Origin of the sequence: Neorhizobium sp. AL 9.2.2 (assembly GCF_013317225.1) — a bacterium.
Lineage (GTDB): Bacteria > Pseudomonadota > Alphaproteobacteria > Rhizobiales > Rhizobiaceae > Neorhizobium > Neorhizobium soli.
In genome coordinates this window covers 944318-967607 of sequence record NZ_JAALXU010000003.1, presented here as the reverse complement: position 1 = coordinate 967607, position 23290 = coordinate 944318, and the positions used below count along the sequence as shown (strand labels likewise).

The window sequence follows — 23290 nt, the reverse complement described above, 5'->3', positions numbered from 1 at the left end:
GTGCAAACCCGGACTCGCGGTTACATCGGCATTATGCGGCGACGGTGAGCCTGACGCGTGGTGGATGTCCTTGCGACGCCCCATGGGTAGAGGGTATTTTGGAGGACCAAGGTCAGCCGGATTGGTGAATATTGATGGCGCATGACTTTCAGGACGACATAGACGCAGTCCAGCGTATCGGTGCCGTACCAACGATCCTTGATGTTGTCTGTCGCGCGACCGGGATGGGATATGCGGCAGTGGTTCGCGTCACGGAGGATCGGTGGGTTGCCTGCCAGGTTCTCGACAACATCCATTTCGGCCTCCCGGCCGGAGGCGAACTGCCGGTCGAAACGACGCTCTGCCACGAAGTCCGGCAATCGCGCGACGTTATCGTCATCGACAACGTCGCCGAAGACCCTGTTTACTTCCAGCATCAAACCCCGAAGCTCTACGGATTGAAGAGCTACATTTCCATGCCTATCATCCTGCCGGATGGCCGTTATTTCGGAACCCTGTGCGCCATAGATCCCAAGCCGGCAGCGCTTAACAATCCGCTGGTGATTGGAACATTCAAGCTGTTTGCCGAACTGATTGCCTACCATCTGGAAGCCGACGAGAAGCTCGATCGGGCCAATGCAAGTCTGCTCGATGCGGAAGCGACGGCTCGGTTGCGGGAACAGTTCATCGCAGTCCTCGGCCACGATCTTCGAAATCCCCTTGCGTCGCTCGACGGCGGCATCAACATCCTGCAGCGCGAAGCGCAAAGCGAGCGGTCTACCAGGGTGCTCAACATGATGCGCGGCAGTATCCTGCGCATGTCCGGCCTGATCGATAACGTCATGGATTTCGCCCGCGGAAGGCTTGGTGGCGGTCTGGGTCTACGCAGGGAAGCAGATCGTCCGCTTGGCCCCACACTGATGCAGGTCGTCTCGGAAATCTGCTCTGCCCATCCAGAGCGGCAGATTGACGTCGAGATAGAGCTGCCGGGCCTGTTCGATGTCGACCATGACCGCCTTGCGCAGATGTTCTCCAACCTTCTGGGCAACGCGATCACCCACGGCTCTACAGAACATCCGATCCGCATTCTGGGAACGGTCGAAGGGGACGAACTGAAATTGGAAATCGCCAATGCCGGAACCGCGATCACCGGCAAGGCGATCGAAAAACTGTTCCAGCCCTTCAGCCGCAGCGATGCGGGCACCCATGATCAGGGTCTAGGCCTTGGCCTCTACATCGCGTCGCAGATCGCCAAGGCCCATGGTGGCCATATCGATGTCACCTCTGATGATACCCAGACGGTGTTCACCTTCCGCATGCCGGCAATCGTGCCGGAAAGCTGATCAGGAACCGCGTTCTCTGAAGCGAACGCGGTTCCTAGTATCACGAGCGATCATTCAGCCCATCGAGCAGCGCCTTGTGGAACCGGTCCGGATCCTGGATCTGCGGGGAATGGCCGAGGTCTTCGAACTCCACCAGCTTCGCCTCGGGGATCGATTCCGCCGCCTGCTTGCCGAGCTTGGTATAATCGCCAAGCGATGCGGCGATCGCCTTGCTGGCGCGGTTAGCGCCCGGAGCCGTCTTGTCCGTCGTGCCGATGATGAGCAGGGTCGGCGTTTTCACCTGCCCGAACTCGTGGACAACAGGCTGGGTAAAGACCATGTCGGAAGTCAGCGCCTGGTTCCAGGCCACCTGATCTCCTCCCTCGCCCGCAGACATGCCGGCGCTCATCTCCACCCACTTGTCATAGCTCGGCTTCCACTGGCCGGAATAATAGAACTTCTGCTGGTAGGCCTTGATGCTCTCGAAGCTGGTCTTCTGCTCACCTTCGAAGGCCGTCGAGATCGACTGGTAGGGCACGCCCTTCGCCTTCCAGTCTTCGAGACCGATCGGGTTCACCAGAACCAGCTGCTCGGTAAAGTCCGGATACATCAGCGCAAACCGCGTCGCCAGCATGCCGCCCATCGAATGACCAACCACCGTCGCCTTGTCGATACCGCGCGCGTCGAGCAGCGCCTTGGTGTTTTGCGCCAGTTGCTGGAAGCTGAATTGATACGCGGCCGGCTTGCTCGACTTGCAGAAACCGATCTGGTCGGGTGCGATCACCCTGTAACCGGCGCCCGTCAGCCGACCGATCGTCGCCTCCCAGGTTGCCGCACAGAAATTCTTGCCGTGCAGAAGCACCACGGTGCGCCCGTTCGGCGTCTCAGGGGCGATATCCATGAAGACCATTTCCAGCGGCTGGCTGTCGCCTGCGGCCGCGGCATCCGGCCTCTGCCCCGCCACGCTGAAGACTTCAGTCTTGAACGGATACTCGAAGCCTTCAAGCCTCGGACCATAGGTCGGGTGCTCCGAGGACACGCCTTGCGCGGCGCCGAGGCCCGGCAGGGCTAAGGCAGCAGCAACGACAACGATAGAACGTAGGAATGGCGTGGGCATCAGGTCTCCTTGAGGCTCGCGCCCGGCACATGGCATGCACCGGGTCACACGCCCAAGGTAGGTCCGGCCTCATTAAGGGCAATCGAAAATAACAGCCCTGTGAAGCGCCTTGACCATCAGTCGCTGTCGCCGGACTTCTGATTGTCGAGCAACATATAGTCGAGCGGCAGTTCGGTCGTGTACTTGATCTGCTCCATCGCGAACACGGACGACACGTCACGGATCTCGATCTTGGCGATGAGGCGCTTGTAGAACGCGTCATAGGCAGCAATGTCGGGCACGACCACGCGCAGCAGATAATCGACGTCACCGCTCATGCGGTAGAATTCAACCACTTCGGGGAAATCCACCACCACTTCGGAAAACCGCTTTAGCCATTCGATCGAGTGGCTTGCGGTGCGGATGGAGACAAACACCGTGACCTTGGTATTGACCTTGACCGGATCGAGAAGCGCCACGCGACGGCGGATCACGCCGTCCTCTTCCATCTTCTGGATGCGCCGCCAGCACGGAGTCGTCGACAGTCCGACCTTCTTTGCGAGATCTGCAACGGCGAGCGTGGAGTCTTCTTGCAGTATGCGCAGAATCTTGCGGTCCAGGCGGTCCATCAAACGTCCTTTCGAAATGATTTTCCGTTATATACCCCATTATCGCACAGTTAAGCGAAATTTGTTCCCCGCACCAGGCTATCCACATGATGCCGAAGCGCTGGAATAACCTCTGCCTCGAACCACGGATTCTTGCGCAGCCAACCGCTATTGCGCCAGCTCGGATGCGGAAGCGGAAGAACGCGCGGGCCCTCATTGGCGAGGAAATACTGCCGCCAGTTCATGACCGTTTCCGTCATGCTCGGCTTGCGCTGCGACCCGAGATGCCATGCACTCGCATACTGCCCGATCACGAGGATCGTATCGATCTGCGGCATCGCCGCCATCACCTGGCTGCGCCAGGCCGGCGCACATTCCTTGCGCGGCGGCAGGTCGCTGCCCTTCGCGTCATAGCCCGGAAAACAGAACCCCATCGGCACGATCGCAAGTCGCCGCGCATCGTAGAACTCCTCGCGCGTCACGTCCATCCAGTCCCGCAGGCGGTTGCCCGATGCATCGTTGAACGGCAGACCACTCTCGTGAACCCTCAAGCCCGGCGCCTGCCCGGCGATCAGCAACCGAGCGGTGGCAGACAGCACGGCAACCGGCCGCGGCTCGTGCGGCAGCCGGTCCGCTTCACCTTTCAGTGGATGATCGCGACAGATGCGACACTGCGCGAACGAGGCCGCGAGGGACGCGATGCCAGCCGGATCGCCATTCACCACGAAACCGCAGCCTTCAGCCGGTCGAACATCTCGCCTACGCGATCGACAAGCGCCGTTGTGCCCTCGTCGTCATCCATCGCCCCCTTCGCCGCCCGGTACGCTTTCGGCCTCTCGAACGGTCCGACCCAGATCCCCTCGCCTGCACCCTTCGCGGCCGCCTCCTCGCGCCCGTAACCACCGGACGCCACAGCCATGCCCTGGCGCACCATCTCGCCATTGATGTCGAGGTCACCGCGGCGGCAGGAGACCAGAACACGCCGGTAGCGATCGCGCGCGTCGCCGCGGCACTCGGTCATGGAACTCGCCGCAAGCTTCGACAAGGCTTCGCGAGCCGCATCGCCGCAGGCCCACTCTGCGCCCTTGCCATCGCCACAGGTCTGGCCAGCCTCCGGCGCATCGATATCGACAAGCCGAAGCCGCTCAGCACCGGCGGCCAGCGTGTCGCCATCAATCGCAAAAAACGGACCGTTGATCGCGCTTCCCTGGCCGATATCGAGCTTGGCGATAATCAGCGAGCCCAGGAAGATGAACGCCGCCAGGAACACGGCGTCGCGGCCTATTTTAACGATACGGGTCACATTTGAGCCTTACAACAAAACGGAAGCTTCACGGAAATGGCAAACAAATCCTTTCCCGGCAGCATCTTCTTAAGGTTTGCGGATTAGCCTCTCAAGTACCCCGGGGATATCAGTTTACAGGCCCAGTACACAGCCTATGAGTAGCGGCGTCAGCACATCAACCGACAAGAATATCGTCGATCGCACGCGCAGCCACCGCAACAAGGCTGTCTCGAAGGCTGTCCGTGCGACCCGTGATCGGCTGCAGTCGTCGTCCAATGGCAATTTCGCGTTTGATCGCGATATGCTCTCCATCCATATCGGCTCCGGTTTGCAGGCGGCACTGATGACGCCGCTCGTTGTTGCTGTCGTCACCGCCATCGGCTTCTATCTCAATCCGGATATCCACATCTTCGCCTGGGCGCTGCTGATGCTGTGCCTGCACGCGATCAACGTGCTTCTGGCACGCCGTGCGAGCAAGGTGGAGATAACGGCTGCCGACACCAGGAAATGGCGTAGACGCCTTCTGACGGGACATATCCTGCTCGGCTGCGGCTGGGGCGTCTTCGCGCTTCAGGGCTGCTCCACCTGCGCTGGCGACAGCTTCTATTTCTACAAGGGCGCGGTGCTTCTGTTTGCGGTGTCCTACACCGCCATGAGCACGTTCATGCTGCGCCAGAGCGTTCTCTACGGCTTCGTGCCGATGATTGCGGCGCTTCTCAGCATCGCCATCCTGTCGGGTCAGGTCCTCGATATCGGCCTTACCGCCATGTGTGCGACGGCGGTCGTGTTTTTCCATTACGTCGCCGAGCGCCTCTACCGCTCCAACCTGACGCTGATGTCCTATCAGTCGGAAAAGGACGATCTGATCGCCGAGCTCGAAGTGGCAAAGTCCATGTCCGACGAGGCCCGCCGCCGTGCAGAAGAAGCCAATCTGGCAAAATCCCGCTTTCTTGCCTCGATGTCGCACGAGCTTCGCACCCCGCTCAACGCTATCCTCGGCTTCTCGGAGGTGATGAGTTCCGAGGTCCTGGGCCCGCTCGCCAACCCGACCTACCGGGAATACTCCGGCGACATCCACCGCTCCGGCCAACACCTCCTGAACCTCATCAACGAGATCCTCGACCTGTCGCGCATCGAAGCGGGCCGCTACGATCTGACGGAGGATTCGCTGTCGCTTCTGGAAGTGGCGGAAGATTGCATCGGCATGGTCCAACTGCGGGCCCGGGCGAAAAGCATCACCATCCGCGACCAGTTCGAAAAGCACATGCCGCAGGTCTGGGCCGACGAGAAGTCGATGCGCCAAGTCATGCTCAATCTTCTCTCCAACGCGGTCAAGTTCACGCCCCAGGGTGGCGAAATCACCGTCAAGGTGGGCTGGACCGCGGGCGGCGGCCAGTATGTGGCGATCAAGGATAACGGACCGGGCATTCCGGAAGAGGAAATCCCGATCGTGCTCTCCGCCTTCGGTCAGGGATCGATTGCCATCAAGAACGCCGAACAGGGGACCGGTCTCGGCCTTCCGATCGTCCAGGCGATCCTTGCCAAGCACGACGGTCAGTTCATCCTGCGCTCGAAGCTGCGCGAAGGCACCGAAGCCATCGCCATCCTGCCCTCGACCCGCATCCTCCAAAGCGTCCCCGCCATCGCCGACGCCCCCGCCATCGAACGCCGCCGCAAGAGTTTCGCTTAACATCACGTTGCGACATCAGTCACGAGCCGGGGCACCAAATGGTCAGTTTCACAACGTCGTCCGGCAAAGTCACAGTCGACAACTGGGGCTATGAGCTCCAGGGCACGAACGGCAATCCGCTTGATGGCGGTCTGCTGGCGTCCGCGACCCATGATTTTCTTGTCATCGATTCCACGCGTGACGGCAGCAATGCGGAGCGGTTTACCGCCGACGAGATCACCCGGATGAAGGACGGCATGGGCGGCCCCTCGGTGGTCGCGTCCTATATCTCGATCGGCGAGGCCGCGGAGTTTCGCGACTACTGGAAGACGACGTGGACATCGGGCGGCGAAGCCAGCGACAAGCTGACGTCGAAAGCCCCTGACTGGCTCGGTCCCGTCAACGCCGACTGGCCGGAATCGCGCAAGGTTCGCTACTGGGACAAGGACTGGCAGGACCTGATCTTCAACGACAAGAAGACCGGGGATTTCGATGCGATCGTCAAGGCAGGCTTCGACGCCGCCTATCTCGATATCGTCGATGCCTATTATTTCTGGGGCGCCGAGGCCTCCGCCAAGGACAGACAGCCGGGCGATCCCGCAAACACGAAGCAAGCGGCGCAGCGCATGGTGGATTTCATCGTCGCGCTGACCGACCATGCCCGCAAAACCAATCCCGACTTTTTCGTCATTCCGCAAAACGGTGCCTTCATCATGGAGGACCTCGGCTCCGACAGCGCCCGCAAAAAGGCCTATCTCGGCGCAATCGGCGGCATCGCAGTCGAGGACGTCTATTATGGCGGCGATGCGGATGAGAACAACAAGCTCAACCCGGACCGCGAGACGATCGACATCCTCAAAAAGGATTTCCTCGCGAACGGCAAACCGGTCTTCGCCGTCGATTATATCAACGGCACGGCGCGGATCGATGAGTTCAACAAGCTCGCTCTGAAAGACGGGTTCATCCCATACGCCGCACCAGATCGCGATCTCGACCGCCTGGCCGCCCCCCATGACGGCGACCCGGCCTTCATCCGCCCCACCGACAAGGACGATAGCCTGCGCGGCTCGCAGCTTGCCGATACGATCGACGGTCTTGCCGGCAACGACCGGATCGACGGACGCAACGGCAATGATCGCCTCGATGGCGGCAAGGGCAACGACACCCTGATCGGCGGATCCGGCAACGACAAGCTTTCCGGCGGGGCCGGAAACGACAAACTCTACGGCGGCGCCGGCAAGGACGTCCTGTCCGGAAGCACCGGCGCGGATATCTTCGTGTTCGATACGAAGTTCGGCGTGTCCAATAGCGACACGATCAGCGCTTTCAGTGCGAAGGACGACACCATCTGGCTGGACGACGATATCTTCGCCAAGGCCGGCAAGGTCGGAGATCTCCTGTCCAGCGCATTCCACACCGGCACCAAGGCGCATGATGCCAGCGACCGGATCATCTACGAAAAGCTGACAGGCAAACTGTTCTACGACGCCGACGGCGCCGGCAAGACCGCCGCCGTGCAATTTGCCCAACTTGACAAGAACCTCGGCCTCACCGCCGCCGATTTCGACATCATCGGCTGAGGCACAAGCGCATTTCGGATCAGATCCAGATCTGCTTCACCACCACATAGAGCGCAAACAGGCCGTTGGCGCAGAGCAGACAGAACACGGCGAAGGAGCCAAGATCCTTCGCGTGCCGCCCGACAACCGAAATCTCCGGCGACACCCTATCGACAAGTTCCTCGATTGCCGTGTTGAGCGCTTCCACGCAAAACAGCACGAGCATCAGGATGATGAAGATGAAATAGTCGCCAAAGCCCGCTCCGGCGACCGCAAAGATGACGATCCCGATCAGGAAGGCGTAAACCTCCTGCCGGAACGCCGCCTCGCGCCAGAGCCTGGCGAGGCCCTGCATCGAATACCGGAACGAGGCGATGATCCTGCGAAAGGTCGCCGCTTTTTCGATATGGCTGTCCAGCGGCGTCTTTTCCATCCAGCATCAGTCCTTGTTGCTGACGCCGGCCTGCTCGAAAGTCGCCATGCCGGTGTGACACGCAGCCGCCGCCTTGACGATACCGGCCGCAAGCGCTGCACCGGTACCCTCGCCCAGCCGCATGCCGAGCGCCAGAAGCGGCGTCTTGCCAAGCTTCTCGATGGCCTTCAGATGCCCCGGCTCACCAGAGACATGGCCGATCAGGCAGTGATCGATCGCCGACGGATTGGCCGCCTTCAAGATAGCGGCCGCAGCCGTCACCACATAACCATCGAGCAGAACGGGGATCTTCTCCATCCGCGCCGCGAGGATAGCGCCGGCGATCGCTGCAAGCTCGCGCCCGCCGAGGCGACGCAGCACTTCCAGCGGGTCCGACAGATGCTCCTTGTGGAACTCGACCGCCTGCTTCACTACGGCCACTTTGCGGGCGAGAAGCTCGCCATGCGAACCGGTCCCGGGACCAACCCAGTCTTCCGCTTCGCCGCCGTAGAGCGCCAGGTTGATTGCGGCCGCAACCGTCGTGTTGCCGATCCCCATTTCGCCGATACACAGGAGATCCGTGCCGCCGGCAATCGCCTCCATGCCGAACGCCATGGTCGCCGCACAGTCGCGCTCGGACAGTGCCGCTTCGGTGGCGATGTCGCCGGTCGGATAATCGAGCGCCAGGTCGAAGATCTTGAGGCCTAGATCATGCGTGACGCAGATCTGGTTGATCGCCGCACCGCCAGCCGCAAAATTCTCGACCATCTGCTGCGTCACGGACGAGGGAAACGGCGTAATCCCGTGTCTGGTGACGCCGTGATTGCCGGCAAAGATCGCCACCAGCGGCCGCGTCACGCTCGGCGCCCGCCCAGACCAGGCCGCCAGCCAATAGGCGATCTCCTCAAGACGTCCGAGCGAGCCCGCCGGCTTTGTCAGTTGCGCGTCGCGTTCGCGGGCCGCCACCAATGCCCTTGCATCGGGGCCGGGAAGGTTCTGCATCAGGGTGCGGAAATCGTCGAACGGCAGGCCGGTCATGCTCATGGAAAACTCTCTTCGGTCTTTTCGGGCGGTATCGTCTTCTGACGCTGGATCGGGTAGGGATTGATCATTCAGCAAATCATACTTTATGCGCCATCTCATAATCGGCTATCAGCGACGCGACAAGGTCAGGTCGGACGGGACAAGGTCAAAAAGGCTGCGGCCGAAAAACCCATTCTAAAAACAGGCCTCGCAAAGGCAGGAGAGACAAACTGCTACACGCAAACCACTTCGTTGCAGATCTCGCCCGCTCGGTAGGGTTCCTCAGCCGCCTGCCCGTGCCGGATCGCTTCTTTGCCGGCTATGATGGCACCGTCTCACGCGCCGTGCGCGCCTTTCCGGTCGCCGGATTGCTGATCGCGTTTCTTCCCGCTCTCCTTCTCCTGAGCCTCTGCAGCATCCAGTCAACCGCTGGGGATACGCTCCTGCCGGTTCTGATCGCACTCGCACTCATCACCCTCCTGACCGGCGCGCTACACGAAGATGGCCTTGCCGATGCCGCCGACGGTCTCGGCGGCGGACGCGATGCGGATCATGCGCTTCTCATCATGAAAGACAGCCGCATCGGCTCCTACGGCGTCGTCGCGCTTATTCTATCCTTCGGCCTGCGCGCCGCAGCACTGGCCGGCATTGCGCGCCTTTCACCGGAAGCGGCGGCTCTTGCCCTTCTCTCCAGCGCCGCCGTCAGCCGCGCACTGCTGGTTGCCCATTGGCGCGCCCTGCCCCCCGCTCGAAACAACGGCGTCGCAGCCGGTGCCGGAATGCCCGACGACGACGCCCGCAATCTCGCGCTCTTGATCGGCGCTGCCGCCGGCCTTGTCTTGCTCATACCCGGTTTCGGCCTGCTGCATGCGCTGATCGCGCTTGGCCTGTCTGCCGCCGCCGCCTGGGGTTTTACCCGCTACGTCTCGAAAAAACTCGGCGGGCATACCGGCGATACGATCGGTGCCACGCAACAACTCTGCGAGATCGCCCTGTTATCGGCCCTTGCTCTCGGCCTCTGAACCCACGATATGGACGCGATGATTTCGCCTTGCACACTGATATGTTCGATCGACATGAAAACAGGCTTTTGCCTCGGCTGCGGACGCACCGGCGACGAGATAGCCGGATGGACCGGTTTCACCGATGACGAGCGCGTTCAGCTGATGGATCTGCTGCCCACACGGCTCGACACCGTCGAACCCGAAAAGCTCGGTGAGCTCAAGCGCAGAAGAACAGCAAACGCCACCGTCAGGAAGGAAACAACCACCGCATGAACGGCTTTACCGTTGTCCTCCTCATCCTCGGTGCCGGTCTGGCGCTGCTCGTCTACAACCACGACAGCGGCCGCACATTCGGCATGGCCAACGAGGATTTCGGCAGCCTCGTCTATCTGATCCCGATCGCCGCACTTTTATCCGCCGGCGTCCTGCAGGGCCGCCGCGGCAACCTCGGAACCGTTGCCCGCCAGCTTGCCATCTGGCTGGTCATCATCATGGCGCTGGTTGCGGGCTATCTCTACCGAAACGACTTCAGCAGCTTTGGCGCCCGCATGACGGCAGGCCTGCTGCCCGGCACCGCGGTCGTCACCACATCCAGCGACGGCAGCAGCGAAGTAGTCATCCACAAGACGCTCGGCGACCATTTCAAAGCCAATGTCGGCGTCGACGGCAAGGTCCTGCCGATGCTGGTCGATACCGGTGCAAGCAGCATCGTATTGACCTACGAAGATGCACGCCGCATCGGCCTTGATCCTTCGGCGCTGAGCTACTCGGTAACTGTCATGACCGCCAACGGCCGCGCCCAGGCAGCGCCGGTGCGTTTGAGCGAAGTCTCGATCGGCCCGATCGTCCGGCGCGATGTCCGCGCCATGGTGGCGGAAGAAGGCAGGCTCGACGAAAGCCTTCTCGGCATGACCTTCCTCTCCACACTCAGCTCGATGCAGATGCAGTCCGATGAGCTGAGGCTAAAGGATTAGCGGCTTCCGCTGCCAAACCTACTCGGCAGCGACCAAGGACACCGCAGCAAGGGGCGCCAGCGCTCGGACCGGATCGGCCTTGCTGCGATAATGGCTGGGCGGATCGCCGATCACGCGTTTGAAGGCGCGGCTGAACGAGGCCTCGGCGTCATAGCCCAGCCGCTCGGCAACCATTGCCACGCGCATCCCGTCCTTCAGCCACAGCCGGGCCTGGTGCATCCGTACCCTTGCCACATACCGCGCCGGCGTTTCGCCGACGACGCGCGCGAACCGTTCTGCGAAGCCGGAGCGGGAGATGCCCATCAGCCGCGCCAGTTCCACATTGTTCCAGTCGCGTTCCGGCTGAAGATGGATGGCCGCGAGCACCCGGCCGACATCGGGGCTCCGGACGGCTGCAATCCAACCGCGCGTCTCGCCGCAACCGTGTTCCACCCAGGTGCGGATCATCGTCGCCATCAGCACGTCAGCCAATCGTGCCAGAATGCCACCGGCACCGACTCGGTCCATATCCACTTCGCGCGTCATCGCCTCGAGGAGATGCGGAATGGCCGGGTCATCCTTGGCAAGATCGCTGGTCAGCATCGTCTCCGGCATCATCTGGAGCAGCGGATGCAGCCGGTCGACGTTGAAGCGCAGGGAGCCGCTGAACACCAGCGTACCGCCGCTCTCCGCCGTATTGCGGCACTTCAGGTCATAGATGCCGGTGCAGACTTCCTTGCGGCCGTAATTTTCGAACGGCAAGGTCGGCACATCGGCAGCGCTGGCCAGAACATGCGCCTCGCCCCGCGGGATCAGCACCGCATCGCCGGTTTTCAGTTCCTGCCAGTCGCCGGTTTCGGTCTTGATGATCGCCCGGCCGCATTTGATGAAATGAAACCGCGCGGCGTCCTGCGCCGGAAACGCCGTTCCCCACGGCTCGGCCAGACGGCAACGACCGTAGTCGACCCCGTCGAGACGCAAGCCCCGCAACATCTCGGTCAGCGGATCGGAAATGAGCTCAGCAGTCAGATTGGACGAATGATCAAGCATATCGGATTATCTAGCATGGAACATCCGGCGAGTGAAGCCTATCCAGGGCGCATCATTCAGTCAGGAGTCTATACCAATGGATATGAGCGTCCAACGAGCCACGTCGCCGCAGGCCGACGACACACCCGCGCGCTGGGGAGCTGTCATATCGCTGACCCTTGGCGTCTTCGGCCTTGTCACCGCGGAATTCCTGCCCGTCAGCCTGCTGACGCCGCTGTCGGCGGATCTTGGCGTCGGCACCGGCGTTGCCGGCCAGTCGATCACGACGACCGCGGTCATTGCAGCCATCGCCGGCCCCGGCGTCATCATCGGCACCCGCAATATCGACCGGCGCTGGACGGTTCTCGCCCTGACCACGCTTCTGATCATCTCGAGCCTGCTGGCGGCGGTCGCCAACCACATCGTCATGCTGCTGGCCGCCCGTGTCCTGCTCGGCATCGGCCTTGGCGGGTTCTGGGCCATGTCGGCAGCACTTGCCATGCGCCTCGTGCCGCCGGCCCGCATGCCGCGCGCCATGGCCATCATCATGGCCGGCGTCTCGCTTGCCACCGTCTGCGCTGCCCCGCTCGGCGCCTGGCTGGGTTCGACACTCGGCTGGCGCTCGGCATTCTACCTCTCCGCAGCCGTGGGCGTGGTCGCACTGGCCGTTCAGGCCTTCACCCTGCCCGCCTTGCCGCCGACCGGCCACGCAGGTCTTGGAACGCTCGCGGCCCTGATGCGCCGTCCGGCCATCCGCACCGCACTCTTCACCATCCTCCTCTTCGTCGCAGGCCATTTCGCCGGCTTCACCTATATCCGTCCGTTCCTGGAGCGCGTGCCGAAGCTCGACGTCGAAACGATCTCGCTCATCCTCCTCGGCTACGGCATCGCAGGCTTCGTCGGCAACATCCTCGGCGGCATTGTCTCGGAACGCAGTGCACGTCTGTCGGTGACGATCTTCGGCAGCCTTGTCGCCGTATCGGCCCTGATACTGGCGATCGGCGGCGCATCGCTTGTCGTCTCAGCTGTCGCAATAGCCCTCTGGGGCCTCGCCTTCGGTGCATTCCCGGTCAGCATCCAGAGTTTCGTCGTGCGTCACGCCCCTGACGAGGCCGAAAGCGCCGGTGCGCTCGTGATCCCCGCCTTCCAGATCGCGATCTCCAGCGGTGCCGTCCTCGGCGGCATCCTGATCGAAACACAGGGACCGATCGCCGTCATCTCCTTCCTCGGCCTCGCCGCCCTCGCCGGCACCTCGGTCATGGCCGCCCGCGGCGAACGCCGCCGGTTGTCACTGGGCTAGACAGGCCTGAACCAACGCGCAAAAGAAACGCCCGCAACAGCAATGTTGCGGGCGTTTCTGTGAGGGTCTATTTAGTGGAGGCAGCCAGGTGCGGACCGGCTGAGCCGGTTAGTTCCGCAACCGATACCCGGTCTTGAACATCCAGCCCAACACCGACAGGCAGATCACCAGAAACAGCGCGATCATGCCGACCGAGATCATCGGGTTGACGTCGGCGATTTCGTAAAAGCTCCAGCGGAAACCGCTGACCAGATACAGAACCGGATTGAGGTGGCTGACCGCCTGCCAGAAGGGCGGCAGCATGTCGATCGAGTAGAAGCTGCCGCCGAGAAACGTCAGAGGCGGCACGACCAGCATCGGCACGACGTTCAACTGCTCGAAATTCTTCGCCCAGATGCCGATGATGAAGCCGAACAGGCTGAAAGTGATCGCCGTCAGCACCAGGAAGAGGATCATCATGAATGGATGGGCGATACGGATCTCCACGAAGAAGGACGCGGTCGCGAGAATAATCAGGCCGATGATCAGCCCTTTGCTCGCCGCCGCTCCCACATAGCCGAGCAGCACCTCCGTCATCGCCACCGGCGCCGAAAGGATCTCGTAGATCGTGCCTGTAAACTTCGGGAAGTAGATGCCGATCGAGCCGTTGGAAACGCATTGCGTCAGCAATGTCAGCATGATCAGGCCCGGCGTGATGAACGACCCGTAGGACACGCCTTCGATGGTCTGGATACGCGAGCCGATCGCCGTGCCGAACACGATGAAATAGAGCGACGTGGTGATGACCGGCGACAGCACGCTTTGCAGCAGAGTGCGGCGCATACGGGCCATCTCGAAATAGTAGATCGATTTGACGGCTTCGAAATTCATGCCCGTTCTCCCGCTTTTTCAGCCACCAGCGCCACAAAAATATCCTCCAGCGAGCTTTGCCGCGTGGAGAGATCGCGGAAATGGATGTTCTCCCGCGCAAGCGTCGCCAGAAGCGAGGCGATACTGTCCTGCGCTTCCTCGCCCTGATAGTCGTGGATCAGCGTCGTGCGATCGTCGGACAGCGTCAGATTGTAGGATTCTAGGCTGTCCGGCAGCGCAGAAAGCGGTGCTGCAAGCTCCAGCCGCAACTGCTTGCGGCCGAGCTTCGTCATCAGCTTTGCCTTTTCCTCCAGCAGAAGAAGGCTGCCGCCATCGATGACACCGACCCGGTCGGCGATCTCCTCGGCCTCCTCGATATAGTGGGTGGTAAGAATGATCGTGACGCCGCTTTCGCGCAGCTTTTCCACCACCAGCCACATGTCGCGGCGCAGGTTGACGTCGACGCCGGCGGTCGGCTCGTCGAGGAACAGCACTTTCGGCTCATGCGACAGCGCCTTGGCAATCAGCACGCGACGCTTCATGCCGCCGGAAAGCTCGCGCAGCATGCTGTCCTTCTTCGTCCAGAGCGAGAGGTCCTTGAGGATCCTCTCGATCAGGGCCGGATCCGGCTTGCACCCGTAGACGCCGCGCGAAAAGCAGACGGTGTTCCACACGGTTTCGAACTGGTCCGTGGTGAGTTCCTGCGGCACCAGTCCGATCAGCGACCGGGTCTTGCGAAAGTCCTTCACGACGTCGTAGCCGCCGACTTTGACAGTGCCGGAACTCGGGTTGACGATCCCGCAGATGATCGAGATCAGCGTCGTCTTGCCGGCGCCGTTGGGGCCGAGAAGCGCAAGGATTTCGCCCTCCTCGATATCGAGATCGACGCCCTTCAGCGCCTGAAAACCATTACCGTAGGTCTTGGTCAGCTGGCGGATGGAAACGATAGAAGTCATTGTTACTCGCTGGGAGACTTGAATGGGGAACTGAATTTCTGAATTGGCATCAGATATAGGCTCAACGCATCGCGCAACCATCCCCAGGCAGTCGAATATTGCGTTCGGATTTCGCGACCAATGGTGTCAGGCAAACACGCTCAGGAAGAACTGGATCGATATTCCCACCAGAAACAGCGCGAAACCGAATTCCAGCTGCCGCTTCGAAAGCGCGTGCGCCAGTCTCGCCCCATAGGGTGCCATCAGCAGCGTCACCGGGATCAGCAGAGCCACCGCCATCCAGTTGATATAGCCGGTGGAAAACGGCGGCAGGCCGGGTTCACCCCATCCGCCCCAGACGTAGCCGATCAGGCCCGGCAGCGAAATCAGCACGCCGACGCCGGACGATGTCGCGACCGCCTGATGGATGGAGCGGCCATAGAGGGTCATGAAAGTGTTGTTCATCACACCGCCGCCAATGCCCATCAGGCCTGAGAGAATACCGATCCCCGTGCCGACCAGGAATTTCACCGGGTTCCTGGGCAGATCGTCACCCAGCCGCCAGCTTGCCCGGTTGAATATCATCCGCAGCGCCAGAAGCAGCGAGATGACGGCAAAGATGATCCTGAGCTCGGTGCTGGACGACCATGCCGCGACGACGGCGGCGATCATCGTGCCGAGCGGCACGGCAATGATCCAGCCCTTCAGGAGATCGATGTCGACAGCATCGGCGTTTTTCTTTCGATGCGCCATGAAGGAGCGGATCGACGTCGGCACGATGATCGCAAGAGAGGTGCCGAGCGCCAGATGCATACGCACCGCGTCGGAAATGCCCAGCAGGCCGAACACGTGAAAGAAGATCGGCACCAGGATCGCGCCGCCACCGATCCCGAACAGCCCGGCAAGAAGTCCCGCCAGCACGCCCGCTGCCAGAAGTGCTGCGATGAAAGGCAAAAGGTCGGCCAGCGGCGGCATGAGAGGCTGCATCGTTCGTCTCCGAAGGCAGCGCTCAAAAATTGGATTCTGCATGCCGCTGTCATTTTCCCGTGACGTTCTGACAGCATGATTGCGCAGAGGCAAGCAATGGGCGCCCGGTTCCAGGTTTCTGGAGTGCCGCAACACCAAGCCGGTCGGCCGTTATCACCAGATCCTTTTCAGCATTTTCTTTCGCTTGCCGCATCACCCCGCCTCAGCCAAAGGCGGGTCTCCTACCGGGAGACAGGCTTCCCCCCGCGAGCCGTCTCCACTTTCGCCGGCCTCCGGGTGAAAACCCAGAGCCGGCTTTTTCTTGTGCTGCGTGAGCTTGGGCAACCGTAGCGTGGACGTCAGCTACAGTAGCGCCGACCGCCCTTGCGTGGGCGCAGGTCGAAGTGGAAGTGGTTCCAGTGCTCGGCATTGCTGCCGGGTCCAAGCACCGTGTTGAAATACTTGCAGCTGTCGGTGCGCACGGATTTGAGCAGCGCACCCTCGCGGAAGGAAAACAGCCCCTTCTTGCGCACGTTGATATCGTGACCGTTCTTCAGCACGATGGCACCGATATCGATTGCGTTGCCCTTGGCATGTTCCGACATCGGGTTGTAGCGCTGCCGCGAATTGTTCATGCGACGGCAGGAATAGCCACCCATCGGCTGGATCTTCTGGATGCCGGAGAGGTAGCGCAGACGTGCCGATGGTGCGAGTTCGCTCTTCACCCACTTGGCGAAGGCAAGCGTCACCTGACAGTTCAGCGTCACCGCCGGCTTGACATCGATGCCGCCGGAAAGACCGGAAAGCTTCACGGGGTAGTCGACGCCGCAGCTCGGACCGTTGGAGATGCGCGGCTGATCCCGGAACTCGACGCCCATCCGGCGCAGTTCCGCCCGGCAGCTCACTTCCGATTGCGGCATGACGTTGCGCAGAAACGGCTTGTCCGGCTCGCTCATCGGACCCGACTGGATCGTTGGATTGTTCGGACGCAGCATCGCCACCTGCTGGCTGCGAACCGGCGCACGGCTCGGCGGCGTCACGGGCGAACGGTCGCCCCAGACCTGGCTACCGCCGGCCAATCCGTCATTCATCATTTCATCGCGCGCGCCCGCGCCGGAACGCTTCGGCGGCACAATGACACGATCATCTTCGACGTTGGAAATCGGCTGGCGTCTCGCACTCAGTGCACGCGGATTGTCCGTGCCGATGCCATCGACCACCGGCTGGTCGCCGACGCCTTCGGCGATATCGCTGTCCTGCTCTTCCGCAAGGCCCGTCACACCGCTCTCGTCCGGATCGAAGCCGAGCTCGCTATCCATGTTGACGCCCTCTTCAGGCGAGGCGGTGGGCATTCCGCCCTGCCCGAGCGGCGAGGAGGATACGGGTGGCGCCAGCGAGGCTGACTGCATCGGTTGCGGCGCGCGCAGATAATGTCCCCCGTCACCGGGAGGGCTGTTCGAGGCGACCGGAGCATTCATCATGCCAACCGAAGCGGCTGGCGAAGGACCAGCCTGATAACCGGCGTTTGTCTGGTAGGGCGACTGGGCGATCGTGTCGGGCGGCAGCGGCGCGACAGGCTGGATCGCGCCGACGCGCGTCCCGCTATCGATCGACGCAGGCGGAACAAGGTCGCTGGAAGAACAGGCGGCAAGCATGGTGGAGACCATCAGCAGCGCCAAAGCTTTGCGCATAAAAGTCTTCGGGGCCATCCGTTGGGCCTGCTTCTCGAGAAGCGCATACGCCATACCAGTTGCCACCCTCTGGTGCCGAAATCACACAAGCGCAAATTGTAGGAAGATTCGGTAAACGAAGCCTTGCCCAATCGAGGCCGTTTCATGGTCATTTCATGCAGGCAGCGCGAGCTGCCACACACTACAACTGCACCTTTGTGAAGACCATCGCATGTCCGCCGCGCGTAAAAACGCCCGCCCGCAAGCTGCGGACGGGCGCATCGACGTCAGTCACTCAGGCCGCGCGAACCCGGTCCGGTTGACGAGTGTCCTTTACGGCCTCGCCATTCAGTCGGAAGGTCGAAAGCAGATGCTGCAGATGATGGCTCTGGTCGGCCAGAGTCTGGCTGGCAGCGGTCGTCTCCTCCACCATGGCAGCGTTCTGCTGGGTCATCTGGTCCATGTGGTTGACCGACGCGTTGATCTCCCGCAGCCCGCCCGACTGTTCGTGCGCGGTCGTCGCGATCGTATCCACATGGGCGTTGACCTTTTCGACCAGCACCGCAATCTCCACCAGCGCATCACCGGTGGAGCGCACCAGCGCCACGCCGGTCTCGACCTCGTGCACGGAAGCACTGATCAGCGCCTTGATCTCCTTGGCGGCCTTGGCAGAGCGCTGCGCCAGTTCGCGCACTTCCTGCGCAACCACGGCGAAGCCGCGACCCGCCTCGCCTGCCCGCGCCGCCTCGACGCCGGCATTGAGCGCCAGAAGATTGGTCTGGAACGCGATCTCGTCGATCACCCCGATGATCTGGCTGATACGGCTGGACGACGTTTCGATACGGCCCATAGCATCCACCGCGCTGCGGACGATCTCTCCGGAACGGCCGGCACTTGCCTTGGTCTCGGCGACCATGACGCGTGCCTCGCGAGCCCGCTCTGCCGCAGTTCCGACTGTCGCGGTGATCTCGTCGAGTGCGGCGGCCGTCTCTTCCAGTGCCGCAGCCTGCTGCTCGGTCCGCTTGGCAAGGTTGCCGGTAGCGCCGGAAATGTCGGAAGCGCTGTCGCGCACCACATGGCCGGTTTCCGAAATTGCAGCGATGGCATTGTGAAGCGCTTCGACCGCCGCATTAAAATCGCGCCGCAGCTTCGCATAATCAGCGCCAATATCACCGAGCGAAACGGAGAGGTTGCCGGCGGCAAGTGCCTCCAGCGCCCATCCCAGCTCGCCGATCGCCCGCGCCTGTCTCTCGGCCGCAGCACCGCTGCTGCGCTCGCTTTCAAAACGTTCCGTCGCCATGGCACGCTGCTGATCGGCCTCGCGTGCCCGAAGTGCCGCACTTTCTTCGACGCTGTTACGCAGCACTTCGACGGCACGTGCCATCTCGCCCACCTCGTTCGGATAAGCCGTGCACGGAACAGCCATGCCGGTCTCGCCGGCCGCAATCGCGGTCAGCACGCCCTTTACCTGACGGATCGGTCGGGTCACGCTTCTGACCACAAACCAGGCGCCGGCAAGCAGCAGCACCGCACCACCCGCAAACATGGCGGCAAACTTCATCGCGTCCTGGCGGAACATCGCCTTTAGGTCATCGGTATAGACACCGGTACCGACGATCCAGCCCCAGGGCGAAAAACCGATAACATGCGAGTATTTCTCGACCGGTTCGGCGGCACCGGGCTTGGGCCAGTAATAGTCGACAAAGCCTTGACCGCCTGCCTTCACCACATTGGTGAATTCCACAAACAGGAATTTCCCGTTGGGGTCCTTGTTCTGGGTCAGGTCCGACCCGTTCAGTTCCGGCTTGATCGGATGCATCACCATGGTCGGGTGCATGTCGTTGATCCAGAAATACCCCGATCCGCCGCCATAGCGCATGGCGCTGACGATGGCCTTGGCGGCTGCCTGCGCCTCGTCACGGCTCATCGTGCCGGCAGCTTCGAGACCCTGGTACTTCTTCAGGATGGCAACAGCGTTGTCGTTCATCTGGGCAAGACCCGCCTTGCGCTCCTGCTCCGACGAACGATAGCTTTGAAACAGGCTGAACACCATCGCGCCACCGAGAATGACGAGCGACAGGACGACAAGGCTGTAGAGACGCCAAGAAATAGCGATACGCTGCATAGTTTCCCCCTCCAGTAAAACTGCGCGGAGCTTAGGTGAAGAGGGTTAGCAGGTCGTAAAGCATGTAAGCGGCGGAAACACTTACTCGGATTGGGTGCGCACGCATCAAAGCGGCATGTATCCAAGCCATGTTGCTGGAGCATTGCTCCAATCCAAAACAAGGGTGGGCCGGACCCGTCTTTCGCTCTAGTCTGGTCTCAACAGATACGAGACTCAGCAAGGACGTGACGAATGACCGAACAGCCGCAACCTGCCTCTCCGACCGGCGAACTGACACTGCGCACACTTGCGATGCCGGCCGACGCCAATCCAGCGGGGGATATCTTCGGCGGCTGGGTGATGGCCCAGATGGACCTTGCCAGCGGCATCCGCGCCACCGAGCGGGCCCATGGCCGCACGGTGACCGCAGCCGTGAAGGAAATGGCATTCCAGCTCCCAGTCAAGATCGGTGACACGTTGAACGTCTACACCGAGATCACCCGCGTCGGCACGAGTTCGATCACGCTGAATGTCGAAGCCTGGGCGCAGCGTGCCCGGTACCGGATGCTGGAAAAGGTAACGGCCGGGACCTTCGTCATGGTGGCGCTGGGAGACGACGGCAAGCCAAGACCCGTCCCGGCAGAATAGTGGCCAGGTCGGACTGGCCCTAGTCTATCCCTTTAGCTAGCCGGTCTATCGCTGTAGATAGCCAGTTACCCCTGAAGATAGATGGAGGACCTGTCGAAGGACAGCCCGGGAAAGACGCGCGACGTCAGCTTGTCCGGCGCAATGCCGAACTGCTTGTGCAGCATGGCCGCGGCGATCTCGCGCACATCGCCGGTCGGCATCAGATCCTGGCCATCCAGAAGCCTGTCCTCGGCAAGACCGGGCCAGGTCCCCATCACCTTCCCACCCGACACCGCACCGCCCGCGAGGACTGCAACGCTGCCCGTGCCGTGATCGGTCCCGCCGGTGCCGTTCTCACGCACGGAACGTCCGAATTCCGTGACGGCCAGCACCACCGTGTGGGCCCAGGCGTCAGCACCCAATGCGTCCTTGAGCGCCACGATGGCAGCGGCAAGCTCGCCAGCCACCGATCCGAACTGGCTAGCCTGTTCGCGATGCGTATCCCAGCCGTTGATCGAAAAGCTGGCAATCCGGTAGTCTTCCCGCAGCATGCCACCGGCAAGCCGCGCCATGTCGACGACGCTGCGGCTCCGCTTCTGACGGTACCCGTCAGCCGAAAACCCCGTCCGCTTGACCTCCTCCATCGCCGCGGCAAACGGCGCATCGGCTGCGTAGAGCCGCTCGAGAAAGCCGATCTCGTCCTGCGCCATCTCCACGTCGCCCGTTCCCGGACGGTTGTCGGCCTTGTTCGGCCCGCTCAGGATCAGTTCCATCGACGTATGGATGTCGAGCGCCTTGCGACCGTCGGTGCGCGGAATGACCGCCAGCGTCCGGTTGAGCCAGCCACTCTTCTGCGATGCGTCGGTACCACCGTTTTCCAGCATGGTCTGGCCGTCGAAATGACTGCGCCCGTCGCGGTAGGGCGTCGCGACCGCTTGCACGAAGGAAAGCGCATTCTCCTGCCAGAGCGGCATCAATGCCGACGCCGCCGGGTTGAGACCGAAAAATCCGTCGAGATCAACAAGTCCGGTCCCGGGCGTCAGACCGAGCGTCGGTCGCAATCCGGCGAAAGCCGCATCGCCATAGGGCTGCACCAGATCCAGGCCGTCCATCCCTCCGCGCAATATGATCGTCACGAACCGGCTTTCGCCAGGAGCAGCCGCAACGCTGAACGGTGTCAGCACGGGTGCGGCAGCGGCGCAGCATGCGCCGGCCAGAAAGCCGCGGCGGGAGAGCGAAAAGCTTGGCTTGATCGTCATCGCTATCTCCTGTTGAACTCGGGCGACGCCAGAACCATCGCGATGGCGTGGTTGGTGTTGGGTGCCTGAGCAATCACGTCCCTGGTATTCTGGCCCGCCGCGTCCCCGAGCGCCGCATCGAGAAACGTGCCGGGATCGCGCCTCTGGCCGAAACGGCCGGCCATCAGCCGCGCCCAGGCGATCCGCTCGCTCAGCTGGCCCGGCGACAGCCAGACACTCGCCAGGTCGGCATAGCCGGCCGGGCTCGGTGGCTGCCAGATCGGCTGGTCCATCCGCTGGAGCGCGGCAAGCGTCAGGTCGTTGGCGCGTGCGGCACGTTGCTTGGCATCCTCGCGGGCAGCCGTGCTGCTGGCCATCTTCAGCGCCTTTCGCATCGGTCCGTCGTCTTCCTGCTCATCGTCGTCCATCTCGTCCAGCAACCGGGAGAGGTCTTTATCGGAAATGTCGACGGCTCGGAATCCGGACACGACGAATTCGAACGGACGCTTGATCTTCTGTCCAGGATCGCTCCAGGCACGGGGATGATTTAGCATGGCACGATAGACGGCCTTCAGATCACCCTCGGTTTCAGCCCAGGCTGCCGTCATCGCGGCAACCACATCCGCCGGGGGTTCGTCGGCAACGAAGTGGATCACCAGTTTTCGGCAGACATGTTCCGCCGTCATCGGGTTCATAGCCAGATCCTCGAGCATCCGCACGTGATCCTGGCTCCCCGCCTCGTCGTCCTCATAAACCTCTCCGAGCAAGCTGATCGAGCCGCCTTCGGAAATGCGTGGCCGGTAGACGACTTCGAGAGCGCGGCGATCGACCGACAGTCCCGTCAGGATCAGCGCGGCGGCCCGGACATCCTCCTGGGTATACCCGCTCCCAGCTCCCAGCGTGTGCAGTTCCAGCAGTTCGCGGCCAAGGCTTTCGTTCACGGCACGCCCGCCCGGCCGCCCCGCGGGGGCGTCCATGCCGGCACCATCACTCTGGTCGAGATAGATCAGCATCGCGGGATGCAGCATGGCGGCTTTCAGCAGGTTCGCGAACGACTCGGCCAGATTGGGACGGATCGCCTCCGCCTCGTACAAAGGCACGACCATCCGCATCGGCAGCGACTTGAGCGCGCTGGTGGAAAAATGGTCCGTCCAGAACGATGCCAGCCGTTCGTGAAACCCGAAGGGCGACAGGATCGCCTGCGCCAGCCGCGCCATCGCATCCTGCCGATAGATCTGCAGCGCTTCCTTCTGGGTTTCCTTGCGAATGCTTTCGTTCGGCTTGCCGTCCTTGGCCGCCTTCGCCTCGGCCGCCCGCAGCGACATCACGCGAGACGCAGTCTCGCGGCGGCCACCCGCTCCCTCGCGCGGAAAACGCGGCTTCCGCTTTGCGGCCTGATCGAGCTGGGCGAGCAGAGCCTCTGCATCGCGGGGCGGCTCCTCGCCGGGACGCAGCCCGTAGCCGAAGCGAATCGCTGCCAATGTCGGTCTCGAGATCGCCATCCGGCCACTCCTGTTTCGGTCCCCCAGAGTCGGAGACGAATGTGTCCGAAACGAAAGACAATTACGGCCATTTCGCGACCCGGACGATTTGCCGCCAGCCAACCGCGGTCTGGGACCGAAGAACCTCGGAAGTGGCTCCTCTAAACGATTTCGACACGCC

At 62.1% G+C, this 23290-nt stretch carries 22 protein-coding genes; 8 read left to right on the top strand and 14 right to left on the bottom strand.

Annotated elements, in window-relative coordinates; genetic code table 11:
- Window positions 1-134 precede the first annotated feature (134 nt).
- Window positions 135-1322, top strand: coding sequence for a GAF domain-containing sensor histidine kinase (locus tag G6K99_RS11310; protein WP_174196580.1), 1188 nt, complete (start codon window positions 135-137; stop codon window positions 1320-1322).
- Between the two features lie 40 nt (window positions 1323-1362).
- On the opposite strand, the gene G6K99_RS11305 is transcribed toward G6K99_RS11310, so the two are convergent.
- The 4 genes from G6K99_RS11305 to G6K99_RS11290 all read right to left on the bottom strand — a co-directional run bounded on the left by G6K99_RS11305 (window position 1363) and on the right by G6K99_RS11290 (window position 4308).
- On the bottom strand, window positions 1363-2418 hold the full coding sequence (locus G6K99_RS11305; protein ID WP_174196579.1) for an alpha/beta fold hydrolase: 1056 nt from the start codon (window positions 2416-2418) through the stop codon (window positions 1363-1365).
- Window positions 2419-2534: 116 nt separating this feature from the next.
- Window positions 2535-3026 carry an Lrp/AsnC family transcriptional regulator gene (locus G6K99_RS11300; RefSeq protein WP_062456489.1) on the bottom strand — a complete coding sequence of 164 codons (492 nt, stop codon included), beginning with the start codon at window positions 3024-3026 and terminating at the stop codon, window positions 2535-2537.
- Window positions 3027-3076: 50 nt separating this feature from the next.
- Window positions 3077-3727: a uracil-DNA glycosylase family protein gene (locus tag G6K99_RS11295; RefSeq protein ID WP_371816184.1), complete on the bottom strand. Its 651-nt coding sequence runs from the start codon at window positions 3725-3727 to the stop codon at window positions 3077-3079.
- A complete protein-coding gene (locus G6K99_RS11290; RefSeq protein ID WP_174196578.1) occupies window positions 3724-4308 on the bottom strand; it encodes a thermonuclease family protein in 585 nt (194 codons plus the stop codon). Before G6K99_RS11290 ends, G6K99_RS11295 begins: the two co-directional genes overlap by 4 nt.
- 136 nt (window positions 4309-4444) lie before the next feature.
- Between G6K99_RS11290 and G6K99_RS11285 the strand changes: the two genes are divergently transcribed.
- Together G6K99_RS11285 and G6K99_RS23460 are read left to right on the top strand one after the other, a co-directional pair.
- Window positions 4445-5980, top strand: coding sequence for a HAMP domain-containing sensor histidine kinase (locus tag G6K99_RS11285; protein ID WP_092660767.1), 1536 nt, complete (start codon window positions 4445-4447; stop codon window positions 5978-5980).
- 38 nt (window positions 5981-6018) lie between these two features.
- On the top strand, window positions 6019-7539 hold the full coding sequence (locus G6K99_RS23460) for an endo alpha-1,4 polygalactosaminidase (RefSeq protein WP_305798277.1): 1521 nt from the start codon (window positions 6019-6021) through the stop codon (window positions 7537-7539).
- A gap of 19 nt (window positions 7540-7558) precedes the next feature.
- On the opposite strand, the gene G6K99_RS11270 is transcribed toward G6K99_RS23460, so the two are convergent.
- Both G6K99_RS11270 and cobT read right to left on the bottom strand, forming a co-directional pair.
- Window positions 7559-7951 carry a diacylglycerol kinase gene (locus tag G6K99_RS11270; protein WP_174196577.1) on the bottom strand — a complete coding sequence of 131 codons (393 nt, stop codon included), beginning with the start codon at window positions 7949-7951 and terminating at the stop codon, window positions 7559-7561.
- Between the two features lie 6 nt (window positions 7952-7957).
- Window positions 7958-8974 carry a nicotinate-nucleotide--dimethylbenzimidazole phosphoribosyltransferase gene (gene cobT, locus G6K99_RS11265; protein ID WP_062456473.1) on the bottom strand — a complete coding sequence of 339 codons (1017 nt, stop codon included), beginning with the start codon at window positions 8972-8974 and terminating at the stop codon, window positions 7958-7960.
- A gap of 209 nt (window positions 8975-9183) precedes the next feature.
- Here cobT and cobS point away from each other — a divergent pair, with 209 nt between their 5' ends.
- Genes cobS through G6K99_RS11250 form a run of 3 tightly spaced genes read left to right on the top strand, consistent with a single transcriptional unit; the run spans window position 9184 to window position 10931 of the window.
- Entirely contained in the window at window positions 9184-9975 is a 792-nt protein-coding gene (cobS, locus tag G6K99_RS11260; protein ID WP_174196828.1) for an adenosylcobinamide-GDP ribazoletransferase, read from the top strand.
- A 9-nt stretch (window positions 9976-9984) separates the two neighbouring features.
- Entirely contained in the window at window positions 9985-10230 is a 246-nt protein-coding gene (locus G6K99_RS11255) for a DUF1289 domain-containing protein (protein ID WP_174196576.1), read from the top strand.
- Window positions 10227-10931 carry a TIGR02281 family clan AA aspartic protease gene (locus G6K99_RS11250; RefSeq protein WP_062456468.1) on the top strand — a complete coding sequence of 235 codons (705 nt, stop codon included), beginning with the start codon at window positions 10227-10229 and terminating at the stop codon, window positions 10929-10931. Before G6K99_RS11255 ends, G6K99_RS11250 begins: the two co-directional genes overlap by 4 nt.
- An 18-nt stretch (window positions 10932-10949) precedes the next feature.
- Here G6K99_RS11250 and G6K99_RS11245 read toward each other — a convergent pair whose 3' ends face one another.
- Window positions 10950-11924, bottom strand: coding sequence for a cupin domain-containing protein (locus G6K99_RS11245; protein ID WP_174196827.1), 975 nt, complete (start codon window positions 11922-11924; stop codon window positions 10950-10952).
- A gap of 112 nt (window positions 11925-12036) precedes the next feature.
- Here G6K99_RS11245 and G6K99_RS11240 point away from each other — a divergent pair, with 112 nt between their 5' ends.
- On the top strand, window positions 12037-13239 hold the full coding sequence (locus tag G6K99_RS11240; protein ID WP_092660756.1) for an MFS transporter: 1203 nt from the start codon (window positions 12037-12039) through the stop codon (window positions 13237-13239).
- 108 nt (window positions 13240-13347) lie between these two features.
- Here G6K99_RS11240 and G6K99_RS11235 read toward each other — a convergent pair whose 3' ends face one another.
- The 5 genes from G6K99_RS11235 to G6K99_RS11215 form a co-directional block, all read right to left on the bottom strand.
- Window positions 13348-14109, bottom strand: coding sequence for an ABC transporter permease (locus G6K99_RS11235; RefSeq protein ID WP_062456458.1), 762 nt, complete (start codon window positions 14107-14109; stop codon window positions 13348-13350).
- Window positions 14106-15044, bottom strand: coding sequence for an ABC transporter ATP-binding protein (locus tag G6K99_RS11230; RefSeq protein WP_174196575.1), 939 nt, complete (start codon window positions 15042-15044; stop codon window positions 14106-14108). Before G6K99_RS11230 ends, G6K99_RS11235 begins: the two co-directional genes overlap by 4 nt.
- A 126-nt stretch (window positions 15045-15170) precedes the next feature.
- Window positions 15171-15998: a sulfite exporter TauE/SafE family protein gene (locus tag G6K99_RS11225; RefSeq protein WP_174196826.1), complete on the bottom strand. Its 828-nt coding sequence runs from the start codon at window positions 15996-15998 to the stop codon at window positions 15171-15173.
- Window positions 15999-16348: 350 nt separating this feature from the next.
- The gene (locus G6K99_RS11220; RefSeq protein WP_092660750.1) at window positions 16349-17698 is read right to left on the bottom strand and encodes an extensin family protein; all 1350 of its coding nucleotides are present in this window, start codon (window positions 17696-17698) and stop codon (window positions 16349-16351) included.
- Window positions 17699-17954: 256 nt separating this feature from the next.
- A complete protein-coding gene (locus G6K99_RS11215; RefSeq protein WP_174196574.1) occupies window positions 17955-19784 on the bottom strand; it encodes a methyl-accepting chemotaxis protein in 1830 nt (609 codons plus the stop codon).
- A 231-nt stretch (window positions 19785-20015) separates the two neighbouring features.
- Here G6K99_RS11215 and G6K99_RS11210 point away from each other — a divergent pair, with 231 nt between their 5' ends.
- Window positions 20016-20411, top strand: coding sequence for an acyl-CoA thioesterase (locus G6K99_RS11210; protein WP_062456448.1), 396 nt, complete (start codon window positions 20016-20018; stop codon window positions 20409-20411).
- A gap of 65 nt (window positions 20412-20476) precedes the next feature.
- Here G6K99_RS11210 and G6K99_RS11205 read toward each other — a convergent pair whose 3' ends face one another.
- Window positions 20477-21649 (bottom strand): DUF1501 domain-containing protein, encoded by a 1173-nt coding sequence (locus G6K99_RS11205; RefSeq protein WP_174196573.1) that lies wholly within the window; start codon window positions 21647-21649, stop codon window positions 20477-20479.
- A gap of 2 nt (window positions 21650-21651) precedes the next feature.
- Window positions 21652-23130: a DUF1800 family protein gene (locus G6K99_RS11200; RefSeq protein WP_174196572.1), complete on the bottom strand. Its 1479-nt coding sequence runs from the start codon at window positions 23128-23130 to the stop codon at window positions 21652-21654.
- Window positions 23131-23290: the final 160 nt, after the last annotated feature.